At 55.5% G+C, this 13,517-nt stretch carries 12 protein-coding genes; 2 read left to right on the forward strand and 10 right to left on the reverse strand.

Going from position 1 to position 13,517, the window contains the following annotated elements:
* Both PKO01S_RS19465 and ssuE read left to right on the forward strand, forming a co-directional pair.
* A partial coding sequence (locus PKO01S_RS19465; RefSeq protein ID WP_176587506.1) for a hypothetical protein occupies positions 1-529 on the forward strand: 529 nt, incomplete at its 5' end.
* 229 nt (positions 530-758) lie between these two features.
* Positions 759-1,304, forward strand: a complete 546-nt coding sequence (gene ssuE, locus PKO01S_RS19470) for an NADPH-dependent FMN reductase (RefSeq protein WP_127533114.1) — start codon at positions 759-761, stop codon at positions 1,302-1,304.
* Positions 1,305-1,357: 53 nt separating this feature from the next.
* Here the strand turns inward: ssuE and PKO01S_RS19475 are convergent, their stop codons facing one another.
* From PKO01S_RS19475 to PKO01S_RS19515, 10 genes are all read right to left on the reverse strand, one after another.
* A complete protein-coding gene (locus PKO01S_RS19475) occupies positions 1,358-2,506 on the reverse strand; it encodes a S1C family serine protease (RefSeq protein ID WP_127533115.1) in 1,149 nt (382 codons plus the stop codon).
* A gap of 13 nt (positions 2,507-2,519) precedes the next feature.
* Positions 2,520-3,965, reverse strand: coding sequence for an FxLYD domain-containing protein (locus PKO01S_RS19480; RefSeq protein ID WP_127533116.1), 1,446 nt, complete (start codon positions 3,963-3,965; stop codon positions 2,520-2,522).
* Between the two features lie 405 nt (positions 3,966-4,370).
* Complete coding sequence (locus PKO01S_RS19485) at positions 4,371-6,053, reverse strand: ribulokinase (RefSeq protein ID WP_127533117.1); 1,683 nt, start codon at positions 6,051-6,053, stop codon at positions 4,371-4,373.
* Between the two features lie 34 nt (positions 6,054-6,087).
* Positions 6,088-6,783 carry an L-ribulose-5-phosphate 4-epimerase gene (araD, locus tag PKO01S_RS19490; protein ID WP_127533118.1) on the reverse strand — a complete coding sequence of 232 codons (696 nt, stop codon included), beginning with the start codon at positions 6,781-6,783 and terminating at the stop codon, positions 6,088-6,090.
* Positions 6,784-7,080: 297 nt separating this feature from the next.
* Entirely contained in the window at positions 7,081-8,190 is a 1,110-nt protein-coding gene (locus tag PKO01S_RS19495) for a GntR family transcriptional regulator (protein WP_127533119.1), read from the reverse strand.
* A gap of 182 nt (positions 8,191-8,372) precedes the next feature.
* Complete coding sequence (locus PKO01S_RS19500) at positions 8,373-8,582, reverse strand: cation transporter (RefSeq protein ID WP_127533120.1); 210 nt, start codon at positions 8,580-8,582, stop codon at positions 8,373-8,375.
* Between the two features lie 76 nt (positions 8,583-8,658).
* The gene (locus PKO01S_RS19505; protein WP_246070643.1) at positions 8,659-9,615 is read right to left on the reverse strand and encodes a hypothetical protein; all 957 of its coding nucleotides are present in this window, start codon (positions 9,613-9,615) and stop codon (positions 8,659-8,661) included.
* Positions 9,616-9,644: 29 nt separating this feature from the next.
* Entirely contained in the window at positions 9,645-11,945 is a 2,301-nt protein-coding gene (locus PKO01S_RS19510; protein WP_246070644.1) for a heavy metal translocating P-type ATPase, read from the reverse strand.
* A gap of 39 nt (positions 11,946-11,984) precedes the next feature.
* Positions 11,985-12,185, reverse strand: coding sequence for a copper ion binding protein (locus PKO01S_RS29420; protein ID WP_246070645.1), 201 nt, complete (start codon positions 12,183-12,185; stop codon positions 11,985-11,987).
* 953 nt (positions 12,186-13,138) lie between these two features.
* Complete coding sequence (locus tag PKO01S_RS19515) at positions 13,139-13,492, reverse strand: metal-sensitive transcriptional regulator (protein WP_281278938.1); 354 nt, start codon at positions 13,490-13,492, stop codon at positions 13,139-13,141.
* Between the last annotated feature and the right edge of the window lie 25 nt (positions 13,493-13,517).

The raw sequence follows: 13,517 nt of genomic DNA on the forward strand, positions 1-13,517 counted from the left end.
TGGACCGTTCCCGCCGCCTAGACCGCCGTTCCCGCCGGGGCCGTTCCCGCCGCCTAGACCGCCTTTCCCGCCGGGGCCTATACCGATACCGATCCCAATTCCAGTGCCGATACCGCCGGGACCGGGGCCAATACCGATACCGAATGCAGTAACGGTACTGATCAACGGAGGCCGGGTGTTCCCGAACGTCACGCAGGCGTATACCATTCCTTTCTTTCAAGGAATGACGATCGCTCAAGCGCTGCGGAGTACCGGTGCAGTAACGATCAACTTCAACGGCCAGATTACATCGGTTGGAGGCATTCCGATTACAGACGGCATAACGTACACGCTTATTCTGAACGGACGGCCGATTCCGTCCACTCTGGTGAACGCTCCATTGCAGCGCGGCGACTCTGTCGAGCTTGAGCTGCAATTCCGGCCGCCGCTGCGCGACGAGGACGAAGTCATATACAACGGCGTACCGGAAATTCAATATGAGGGAGACCGGAGCGTCATTATAGCGGACGATTACGAGAACAGCGACTAACGACAAGTATAGTTTCACGGTTAAAGCGAACTCCCCATGCCGATGATTATTAGGGTATGGGGAGTTTTCACTGTATCCGCATGGTCTTCCTGGATTAGTCGTTGACCAGCCCAATGACCCATGATATAGTGAACTTATTCATATAATTTCCATCGGAATTAACTGAAATCCAACCATGACAACCTCATCTTATTCGGTGTATTCCGTCCATTTAAGGAGTTGAACAACGGTGTCTAAGGTCGTATTTATTATTGCTACTCCGAATCCCTCGTCCCGTCTGAACGGAATTACGGACTATTTTCACCAAGAGCTCGTTAACCGCGGTATCGATACCGACACGATCTCGGTCACATCCCTTCCCGCAGAGGACTTGATTCTCGCCCGTTGGGACAGCCCTGCCATCGCCGAAGCCAATGCGCTCGTCGAATCGGCGGATGCGGTCGTCATCGCCAGCCCGGTCTACAAAGCGTCGTACAGCGGCATTCTGAAGACCTACCTCGATCTGCTTCCGCAGAAAGGACTCGTGGACAAAATCGTGGCACCTGTCTTTATCGGCGGCACGATCGCACATCTGCTGTCCATCGATTACTCGCTTAAGCCTGTGCTGTCTGCAATCGGCGCGCGGAACTTTATTAGCCCGATCTACGCGACAGACAACCAAGTAGTGCGCAGCCAAGACCATGCCGCAGCATTCACGCTGGCGGATGAACTGATTGACCGGCTCAACCGCTCGATTGAAGAGCTCGTCTCGGACTTGCGTCTTATTTCCCGCTAACGAACATAACAAAACCTCCTAGTCAGCGCCCGCGAACTAGGAGGTTTTGTTTTTTAGGATTTGATTTCTTCGCCTTTGCCGCTAAGCAGCTTCAATTGGTCGTTCTCATAACCAACCGTATAGACGACCTTATACTTGCTGGTACGCTGCTTTCCGTCCGCGCGCTCCTCCGCCGTAATGAACGCCGTCACTTCCGCATGATCTTCTTCGGTTACTTTGACATCGACATGGTCGATGGCCACATTTTTCGTCGAAATGTATCCTGCGCGGAATTGCTCATACGTCGTACCCGTCAACCATGTGCTTCCGATCAATGAATACGCATATACATAATCGCCGCTGTTCAAGCTGTCGTAGAAATGAGTGACGAGATAGCTGGCCATATCCTCGAACGATACATCGCCCACGCCGCCTTCTTCGAACGTATCCGAATCCATCGCCGTATCCGGCAGCTGCTCCATCGGCGAATCCGACCAGCCCTCGGCGAGCGCCATCACTTGGTCCAGCGGGATGCTGAAGCCGATCGAGCCCTGCTCCGCCCCGGCTGAGTTAATGCCGATTACCGCCCCCGTCTCCCGGTCGACAAGCGGTCCTCCGCTGTTGCCTGGCGCGATAGGGGCCGAGATTTGGTACATATCCTTATACGCGTACGGCTCGATATCGAGTTCCCGTCCTACGCCGCTAATGATGCCCGTTGTCACTGTATTCTGATAACCTAACGGACTTCCGATAGCAAGCACTTCGTCGCCCAGCTCGCCTCTCTTCTTGCTGTCCAGCGGAAGCGGCTGCGTACCGGCCAGCTCTGGGACCCGAACGACGGCTACGTCGATATCCGGACTGATTCCGATGACGGTGCCGTCCAGCTCGCGGGCGTCCGATGTTTTCACTCTAACGTGGTTGGCGCCGACGACGACATGACCGTTCGTAATCAAATCGCCCCGGTCATTGTACAGAAATCCCGACCCGAGCGAGCCATCCTCCGTCTCCAGCATAACGACCAGCTTCTGTGTGGCGAAAATAATATCCTTCAGCGGCCGGTCCGCCAAGACCGGCTCCGGCCCGGAAGCTTCAGCCGGCATCGCCAGCAGCGGCTGGCCCTTCAGGGACGCCGCCGCTTTGCTGTCGATCTGCAGCGCGCCTGCCGCGCCTGCGCACAACACGACAAGGCTGGCGATGAGGCAAATCCACCCTTCTTTTCTCATTGCATGTCCACTCCTAATCCAAATACCAACCGGCTTTATCCACCCGGACTGTTGCTTTCTTATATGCACCGTAATAAATATCATCGATTACCGCCGTATCTCCCGGCTCTACACTGTCCGGCGTCGCATAGGCTGTACCCGTACCAATCGTGCTGCCGTCCTGATCCAGCAGCGTATACTCCGCATAGACGGAATAGATCGTCTTGGTGGCCACATTCAGCAGCTCGATATGAACATGAAGATCGCCGAACTCGTCCAGCGTCGTGTTAAGTGTGCCCGCTTGTACAGCTGCAGTCCGGTTCTTCAGATCTTCCTCCGCCGCCTTCTGCATCGCATGCTCAATCCGGCTCTGCTCCGCAGCCTCGTACGTTTTCTTCTCCTTGTCGATATGCGTTTTCATCGCCTGCAATTCCTCATTGTCGGCTGCATACTCCAAGCCTTCTTCGACGACGGCCGTCGCATCGGTATAATCTTTCTTCGCAAGAAGCCGCTCCGACTCCGCCAGCGCGACATGGACGATTCTTCCTACGATTTGATCATGGACCGCTTCGGCTTCTTCGCTGTTCAACCCATCCGCGACTCGCAGCTTGTCCGCAAGCTCCGATACGGTTGTAAGCCCGTCCAGTTCCGACTGGATCGACATGACCGTAAGCCGGGTCCGCTGCTCTTGCAAGCCTGCATGAAGAGGCTCGAATAGCGGTTCCGTATGCTGATCCAGCTGCCCCTGCGACTCATTCAACAATTTGCCCGCGTCCTCTAGATGCTGCTTCCCGAGCTGATCCGCCGCTTCCGCCAATTTAGCCTTCAATTCCGCTGCCTCCCGCACAATCGCACGGTCAGCTTGAAGCGCCTCAAATTTCGGCCGCGATTTGATCGCTTGTTCGAGCAGATTGGCAGCCTTGTCGTAGCTGCCCAGCAGCGCTTGCCGCTTCGCCTCCTCATGCAAGCCTTCGACGCGGTCGTTCTTAAGCTTCTCGAATGAGTAATACCCATATAACAAAGCTCCGACCAGCAGAGCCAGTATGAGCGGCACAAGCCATACATAAGCGCTAATGCCCTTTGGTTTGCGCGCCGCTTGATGTGCCGGACTGGTCAGTTGGTCCTCTGCCTCTGCTGCCTCTCCCTCTTCGAAGTCGGTCTGTGCATATGCCTCATGCTGATGCTCATGCGGAGCACCAGATGCTGCCGCTGCATTCGCCTCATGCAAATCCGAAACTTTCCACACCCGGGTTATTTCAAATTCTTCCGTGTCCCACGTCCGATCAGACAACGATTCCATGGCCTGCTCGCCGGATACCCGGTTTTCACCCTCCGCCGAAATAGCTGAGTTGGCCGAAGCGGCTGTCTCTTGCTCCGATTGCTCTTCCCATTTATCTTCAAGCACGAGCGGCTTGCCGCAATAACTGCAAAACCTGCCGTCCTGCTGATGATTCAATTTGCCGCAGTACGTACAATACACCAAACCCATCTCCTACGTTAAGCAAAATCTATTTATCTATCTATGTGCCAGCTGCGTGCCGGTGCAAATCTGTCAACCTACATTTTATATGAATACATGCGTATTATCCAACCTAAGATTCTCTAATTTTTCTAACCAAATAGTGTGTCTGCTGTCAGGAAAAATGCGTAGGAAGCCGATTGGGGACATCTTCCTATACTACTTGAACCATAGCGGTTACTCTAGCGGCGCTCTCACTCGACGCTCTCCAGCACTTTAACGACACGGTTTGTGTCGTTACTGCCACTTCCCGGCTCTCTATCGACACGATTTGTGTCGTTAAAACAAGCCTCCAGTACTACTTAAACGCAAGAGGCCTCCCGCAAGCGCAAATTGCGCACCTGCAGGAGGCCTTAATCTAATGAATTAGTGCGACGAAGCCGCAGCCTCTTCCTTAATTGCTTTCAAACGTTTCATTACATCGTTCGCGCCGCGGCCGAAATAGTCATGCAGCGCGTTATACTCGGCGTACAGCTTCTCGTACACCGCCACGTTAGCCGGAATCGGCTTGAACGATTCCTCGCGCACGCGCGCCATCTTCTGTGCCGCTTCGACGATGCTGTCATAGCCGCCGTTAGCCGCGCCTGCAGCAACCGCACCGAACATCGCCGCTCCGAGCGCTGGCGTCTGCTTGGAAGCTGCCACTTTGATCTCGCGGTTCGTCACGTCGGCATAGATTTGCATGAGCAGACGGTTCTTTTGCGGCAAGCCGCCGCACGCATAAAGCTCATTTACTTCTACGCCGTTGCTGTGGAATGCGTCGACGATCTTACGCGTGCCGAACGCCGTTGCTTCGAGCAGCGCACGGTAGATTTCCCAAGGCTTCGTCAGCAGCGTCAAGCCGACGATCGTGCCGGTCAAGTCGGTATCGACGAGAACGGAACGGTTGCCGTTCCACCAGTCGAGCGCCACGAGTCCGGATTCACCGACGCCTAGCTCAGAGGCCATGCGCTCCAAATAGACATGGATGTTGACGCCTTCCTTATCCGCCTGCTCCTTCACATATGCCGGCACCGCTTCTTCCACATACCATTCAAAAATATCGCCGACCGCCGATTGGCCCGCCTCATAGCCGAAATATCCCGGAATGATGCCGTCCTCGACGACGCCGCACATGCCCTCGACTTCCTTCTCCTCCGTGCCAAGCAGCATATGGCAGATCGATGTGCCCATCGCCATGACCAGCTTACCCGGTTCTACCACACCAACGCCAGGTACTGCTGCATGCGCGTCCACGTTGCCGACCGCAATAGCTGTGCCAGCCGCCAGTCCCATACGTGCTGCCATGTCCGCCGTCAACTCGCCGGCTTTCGTGCCGAGCGCGACAACGTCTCCGCGCAGCTTCGTCTCCGCCAATTGTTCGAGACGCGGGTCAAGCGCTTTCAAGAACGCTTGGCTCGGATAGCCTTCTTGCTTGTGCCAAATCGCTTTGTAGCCGGCCGTGCAGCTGTTCCGTACGATATTGCCCGTCATCTCGCCAACGACCCAATCCGTCGCTTCGACGAATTGATCGGCAAGCTCATAAATGTCCGGCGCCTCGTTCAATATTTGCCAAACCTTCGCCAGCATCCATTCGGACGAAATTTTGCCGCCGTAACGAGGCAAGAATCGTTCGCCGCGAGCAGCCGCGATTTCGTTAATACGGTTCGCTTCATCCTGCGCCGCATGATGCTTCCACAGCTTCAGCCAGCTGTGCGGATTGTCTTTCAGTTCTTCCTTGAAGCACAACGGCGTCCCTTCCGCATCGATCGGCAGCATCGTGCATGCCGTGAAGTCGATGCCAAGACCGATAACGTCAGCAGGACTTACGCCCGCTTCCTTCATGACAGCAGGGACCGAAGTCTCCAGCACTTCGATATAGTCGGCCGGATGCTGCAGCGCCCAATCGTGTTCCAGTTTAATGCCAGTTCCAGGCAGCTGTTCGTCAATAACATGATGCCGGTAAGGCGTAACATGCTCCGCGACTTCATGGCCGTTCGACAGATTTACCAGGACGGCACGGCCGGACTGCGTTCCGTAGTCGACGCCGATTGCGTATTTTGTGCTCATCGCCTAAGCTCCTTTTCTACCAAATGGTTGCGGTTTATTTCTGGCCGTAGTAGGCATTAACGCCATGCTTGCGCAAGTAATGGCGGTCCAGCAAATTCTGATCCATGGGCTGTACATTCGGATTGAGCGCATACGTGTTAAGCGCCATCTTAGCGCATTCCTCGAGTACGACCGCGTTGTGAACCGCATCGTGCGGATCTTTGCCCCAGCTGAACGGCGCATGGCTATGAACGAGCACCGAAGGAACCCGCGACGGATCAATGCCAGCCTGCTCGAACGTTTCTACGATTACAACACCCGTCTCATGCTCATAGGCGCCTTGGATCTCCGATTGCGTCATCGAACGCGTGCAAGGTACTTCTCCGTAAAAATAATCGCCGTGCGTCGTTCCGAGCGCCGGCAGCGAACGGCCCGCTTGAGCCCAACTGGTCGCCCAAGGAGAATGGGTATGCACGACGCCTCCGATCGATTCGAAAGCTTTGTACAGCACGATGTGCGTCGGCGTATCGGATGAAGGGCGAAGATTGCCTTCTACGACATTGCCGTTCAAGTCGACGACGACCATATGCTCCGGCTTCATTTCCGAATACGGAACGCCGCTTGGCTTAATGACGACAAGTCCGCGCTCACGGTCGATGCCGCTCACGTTGCCCCAAGTAAACGTAACTAATCCGTATTTCGTAAGCTCGATATTCGCTTCGCATACGGCCTCTTTCAATGCTTCCAACATGAATGCAGCGCCTCCTAACTTATACGGACATGCATGAATGATTTCTATGGTTTTATTATAGGTTGTACGTACAAGTATGTCACGTTTTTTTTCGGCCGGCGTTACCGATAAATCGAAGAGGGCAAGGCCGATTTCGTCGTCCTTGCCCTCTCTCCTGTGAACCGTTGACACCTTGCTTATATCCGGATGCTCCTTGGACATTTCTTGCTCAAATCACCCTGTTCACTGTTCACTGTTCACTGCTTGCTGCCGCCGTTCAACTGCGTCCACGTTCCCGTCTGCCGCTGCATTGCATGACTAAGCGAGCGGTTTGACAGACTCCCTCTCGATCAGCACCGGTTCATATACGATATCGTGCTGCGCTGAGCGGGGAGCCCGCTTGCCGATCAGCTTCATTAGCAACTCGACTGCATCCGTGCCCATCGTTGTCTTCGGGTGGACAAACGTCGTCAGCTTCACCTCGGTCGCAACCGCCAAGCTCGAGTCGTCATAGCCGATAATCGATAGGTCGTCCGGAACAGACAGCCCCCGCTGCCGCACAATATTGAGCAAGCTTACCGCAAGCTCATCGTTGTAGCATACGATCGCGGTCGGCCGTTCCTCCGGTCCGCGGTCCAGCATACGGTCGAGCGCTTCCAGCGGACGGTTCCCCTTCTCTTCCGTCGAATAACGGATGACCCAATCAGCTGCCACCGGCTGCTTGCGCTCCCGGAACGCCCGCAGAAACCCACGCATCCGGTGAACCCCTTGGTAATCGTCTGTCTTGAAGAACCCGGCAATTCGCCGGTGGCCGTGACGTAGCAAATACTCGACCGCACGGTACCCGCCCAACTCGTCATCCACTCTTAGACACGGCGCATCGACGTCGGAATACCGTTCATTGAGCATGACATACGGAATTTGGCGCGCATCGAGAGCGAGGAAAAAATCGAAGTTCGGATTCCCTTCCGCGCTTTTCGTCGGCTCAATAATAAGTCCGGCAAGCGGTTCGTGCAGCATCGACTCGAGACTGCCGCGTTCCCGCGACTTCTCGTTATCCGTGCTGGAGAGCAGAAGCCGGGCGCTATGCTCTCGCAGCGATGCCTCAACCCCTCGTACGATCGTTGGAAAAATGTAATCCGATATGTAAGTCGTAATCATCCCGATCGTCATCCCCTGCGGTGCCGGTTTGCGCTCAGCGGCCTGCATATCGGCAACGAACGTTCCTTTGCCTTGCGTCCGGTATAACCAACCTTCTTGCTCCAAATCGCCAAGCGCCTGCCGGACTGTCTGGCGGCTCATTTCGGATCGACGGGCGATTTCGTTCTCCGAAGGAAGCCTGTCATGCGGCTTGAATTGAGCCGTTACGATCCAGGTCAAAATTTCTTGCTTCAACTGTATATATTTAGGAACCGACTGGTCCTTCATTCCGCACCTCATTCAGTAAGTTGTCTGTTCCGAGTATAACACATGGCTGCACTTGTACGTACCTTAATGCTGGTTTAAAAAGAACAAACAGCCGCTCCGAGGTCCGTAGACCACGTTGCGGCTGTTGATGTTATGTTACACATAACTTACTGAATGACGCTCCATGCCATTTGTTCCAACGGTCAATTCGTTACATCGTAGCCTTGTTCCTCAATCGCTTCTCGGATTTGCTGGAGCGACAGGCGGCTGTCGTCATACGTTACGTCGACACGACCTTGCTCCAAGCTGACTTTGCCTTGCGCGCCAATCGGACGCAGCGCATCCTCTACTGCTTTGACGCAATGGCCGCACGACATCCCCGACACTTTAAGCGTTGTTTGTTGTACCGTCATTTCTTCCGCCTCCTTCGTTCTCCTGCTCCTGTACCGCTGAATTCTATTATACGCGAGTTGTCTCCGGTTTCGAACCTCAGCCGATCTTCACGACGAACGGTACGGTCAAGACACGCCCGTCGCGCTGGAACTGCCCCCATATTTTATACAGGCCGTCCACTGGGAAAGTGGTGCTGAATTTCGCCTCCGGCCCTGCTGTCTGCTGAGAATCGGCCGGATGAACGTGAAGGTATTGCTCCATATCCGACGACACGATGACAACATGACCCGCTGCACCCAAGTAATTCTGCATGCCGGATGCTTCCTTGCCGCTTGCCGCATCGCGGAACCGGAATGTGAGCTCCGCCTCTTGGCCTGCCGCTGCTTTTCCCATCACCAACTCGACCTGCGTGCCTTCTACTTGATGGATAAGGCTGCTGTCCGCTTGAAGAGCCGGAGCGTCATAGACAGGCTTGCCGTCCACCGTCAGCCAGCCGCTGCGCGTGACGCTTGAGCTCCCGGTCGGCACGAAATCAGCGAACCACTTGTACCTGCCGCCGGATGCGAACTGCGTCATGACCCGGAATACGCCGGAGCCGTCATAGCCCGGATGAATATGGCGGAAATCACGCAAATCCTCGCTGACGATAATCAGATGAAGCAGCTTCTCATGACTGATCGCGAACTTCGTCACCGGCGCGCCGTCATCGTCTTGAATACGAATCGTAAGCTCCGAATCCTGGCCTGCTTTCAGACCGTCGCCCGCTGCCGCGAGCACCGCCTGAAAACCGGCATCCTCCTCCATATCCATGCCTTCCATACCTTCCATACCGGCATGGTCCCCTTCGCTGTTCGATTCGTTCATGTGGCGATGAGTGCCTCCGTCATCCGCAGCTTCCGTTGATGCTCCGTGTTCCGTGGCGCTATGCTCCGTAGGCTCATCCGTCTTCCCAGCTGTCGTCTCGGTCGTCTCCGTCTTTCTATTCTCGTATACGAGCGTCACAGCGCCCGCTGCGAGTACGGTAATTAACAAAATAACCGCTAACCGTTTCATCGAACCTATATCACTCCTGCCGATTCAGATCATGATGGCCGGTTAATCTGAAGCCGCTGCAGACGAAGCGCATTGAGCACGACAGACACCGAGCTAGCGGCCATCGCCGCGCCCGCTACCCATGGCGCCAATAAGCCAATGGCTGCAATCGGGATGCCCAGCGCATTATAAGCGAGCGCCCAGAACAAGTTCTGCTTAATGTTCCGCATCGTTGCCCGGCTCATATAGATTGCATCCGCGATACCGTTCAGATCGCCGCGCATCAGCGTCACGTCCGACGTCTCCACCGCAATGTCCGTTCCCGTGCCAACCGCGATGCCGACATCCGCCGCTGCCAGAGCAGGCGCATCGTTAATGCCGTCTCCGACCATCGCAACTTTTAAACCCTGCTGCTGCAGACGCTTCACCTCTGCCGCCTTGCGTTCCGGCAGCACCTCAGCAAGCACATGCTCGATGCCAGCCTGCTCTGCAATCGCACGGGCAGTCCTCTCGTTGTCACCTGTAACCATCATTACTTGTATGCCCATTGCATGCAGGCGCGAAACCGCTGCACGCGACGTTTCCTTCACCGTATCCGCCACGGCGACGATCCCGGCATACCGGCCGTCCACCGCAACGAGCATTGCCGTCTTGCCTTGTGCCTCGAGCTTCTCCATTGCATCCGCCGCCGATGCCGCATCGATGTTCTCCTGTTCCATGAGCCGTCTCGTGCCGACGAAAATCGTTCTTCCTCCAACGGCAGCGCGAATGCCGTATCCAGGGATAGCCTCGAAGCTGTCCGCTTCCGGCAGCACAATGCCTTGCTTGCCGGCGCCTTCCACGATCGCTTCGGCGACCGGGTGCTCTGACAGCTTCTCCGCCGCCCCGACAAGCCGGAGCAAAGCATTGCGAGGCTCATCGCCGCTCATCCCGTCTGCCCAGGCAGGAGCCGGAAGCACATCCGTCAGTTCCGGTTTGCCATTTGTAACCGTGCCCGTCTTGTCGAGCAGCACAGCATCGATCCGGTGCGTCTGCTCCAGATGCTCGCCGCCCTTGAAGAGAACGCCGAATTCCGCCGCACGGCCGGAACCGGTCATAATCGATGTCGGCGTCGCCAGACCGAGCGCGCAAGGGCAAGCAATGACGAGCACTGCAATCGCGATTTCGAGCGCCTTCGCCGTATCGGAAGGCTCAATGAAGAAATACCATACGAGCGCCGCAGCTATTGCAATTCCGACTACAATGGGGACGAATATGCCCGAGATTACATCAGCTACCCGCTGGATTGGCGCTTTAGAGCTTTGGGCATCCTCTACAACTTTAATAATGTGAGCCAGCGCCGTATCTTGGCCTACCTTGACTGCGCGTACCTTCAATACGCCATTGCGGTTGATCGTGGCGCCGATGACGCGGTCTCCCGGACCTTTGTCAACCGGCATGCTCTCGCCCGTCAGCATCGATTCATCAACCGTCGACCGCCCTTCCAGCACATCGCCGTCAACCGGAATGCTCTCGCCCGGCTTCACAAGCAGCGTATCGCCGGACTTCACGCTCTCGATCGGCACGACGCTCTGTTCGCCGCCGATGATAAGCACAGCCGTCTTCGGCTGCAGCTTCATAAGCGATTGAATCGCCTGGGACGTTCTGCCTTTCGCCCGCACCTCGAACAGCTTGCCGAGTATAACGAGGGTAATGAGAATCGCACTTGTCTCGAAGTACAGCGAAGGTCCCGCCATGCCCATGCCTTCATGTCCATGAGCGGTGCCTTTGTTCAGCTCCCAGTTAACCGTCTCGTATAAGCTGAACAGATAAGCCGCCGAAGTACCGAGCGACACGAGCACATCCATATTCGCGCTCTTGCTGCGCAGCGCTTTGTACGCGCCGACGTAGAACGGGCCGCCGATGATGAACTGGACCGGGGTTGCCAGCGCAAGCTGAACCCATGGATTCTCAAGCCAAGACGGCAAGTAAATCCAATCCAGCACGGCAAAATGCGACACCATCGTCCATAGCAGCGGCAGCGACAACAGGGCCGAAACCAGGAACCTTAGCTGCTGCTTTTTAATCGTCTCCTCATGAAGAGCAGCACTGTTCGTTGCCGCTTGCTTCAATACCGCTTTATAGCCGAGCTGCTCTACCTTGCGCTCCATATCCGAAAGCGATACTTCGGCAGGGTCATATTCGATATGCGCTGTTTCAAGCGCAAAGTTCACACTGGCAGTCGACACGCCCGCCAGTTTATTCAGCCCTTTCTCGATCCGGTTTGCGCAAGCCGCGCAAGTCATGCCCGATATTTGCAGCGTCGTCTGCTCGAGCGAGACAGTATCCGTTTCAACATGGTTCGTTGCCATTGTCCATTCTCCCTTCGGCGGCTTGCGCCCGGCATCGGTTTAAGCTACATCGTAGCCTTGCTCTTCAATTGCTTCTTTCACTTGCTCCAGCGTTACGCTCGTTTCATCGAACGTCACTTCGACCATCCCCGTCTCCAGCTCGACTGCCGCGCTGCCTCCCAAACCTTGAAGCGCTTGTTCAATCGACCGCACGCAATGCTGGCAGCTCATACCTGCTACTTGAAGTTTCGTTGTCGTCATCTTTATCTTCTCCTTTAATCCCTATTATTAGGTGGCTGTTGTTCTTGTTTATAGAATACCCCCCTACCCTATATAAGTCAATAGGTTTTTTTCTATTTTTTTGCTTTTCAATCGTTAAGCTACCGGTGTTGCAGATGTCTCGGCAGCGCTCTAACAACACACTTTGGTACGCTAACGGCTCGCCAGACGCCCTACCGGCACTCTAACGACACACTTTGGTACGCTAGCGGCTCGCCAGACGCCCTATCGGCGCTGTAACGACACTCTTTGTTACGCTAACGGCTCTCCAGTCGTCCTTCCGGCGCTGTAACGACACACTTTGGTACGCTAACGGCTCTCCAGTCGTCCTTTCGGCGCTCTAACGACACACTTTGGTACGCTAACGGCTCGCCAGACGCCCTATCGGCGCTGTAACGACACTCTTTGTTACGCTAACGGCTCGCCAGTCGCCCTATCGGCGCTGTAACGACACTCTTTGGTACGCTAACGGCTCGCCAGTCGCCCTATCGGCGCTCTAACGACACACTTTGTTACGCTAACTGCGCTCCTGCCGACCCTTCGGCACTCTAACGACACACTTTGGTACGCTAACGGCTCTCCAGTCGTCCTTTCGGCGCTCTAACGACACACCTTGTTACGCTAACGGTACTCCTGCCGACCCTTCAGCGCTCTAACGACACACTTTGTTACTCTAACGGCTCTCCAGTCGTCCTTTCGGCGCTCTAACGACACACTTTGTTACTCTAACGGTACTCCTGCCGTCCCTTCAGCGCTCTAACGACACACTTTACGCTAACGGAGCAAAACACCGTTCGTTACTCATCTCTAAGGGACAAAAAAGCCCTTCCCGGCACCAGCGGCCCGTGCGTACGGACGCGGCCTGTGCCTGAAAGGGACCTTACTTCTCTTGTCATTCTCTGCGAAAATCATTCGCTTCAAACTCTGTACGCTCGCTACTTCATCAGCTTGTTCAGCGTCGTGAGCAGCTCGCCGATCACTTCGGAATCGCCTTCTTGAATCCGCTCGATGACGCAGCTCTTAAGATGGTGCTCGAGCAGCAGCTTGCCGACTCCGTTCAGCGCCGATTGTACCGATGAGATCTGATTCAACACGTCGTCGCAGTAAGCATCCTTCTCGATCAAGTTCTTCAAACCCCGCACTTGCCCTTCGATCCGGCTCAGCCGGTTCGTCAGACTCGTCTTCACTTTATCGGAATGATGGCTTTTGCGCGGCGAACCCTCTTCGTTCGTGCAGCAGTGGTCGTCGTGCGCAACAACATGATCTGACGGTATCGTCTCCTCGTTCACTGCGGCTCTCCCCCCGTTCCGTCGT

The sequence above is a fragment of the Paenibacillus kobensis NBRC 15729 genome (genome assembly GCF_004000825.1).
Lineage (GTDB): Bacteria > Bacillota > Bacilli > Paenibacillales > Paenibacillaceae > Paenibacillus_T > Paenibacillus_T kobensis.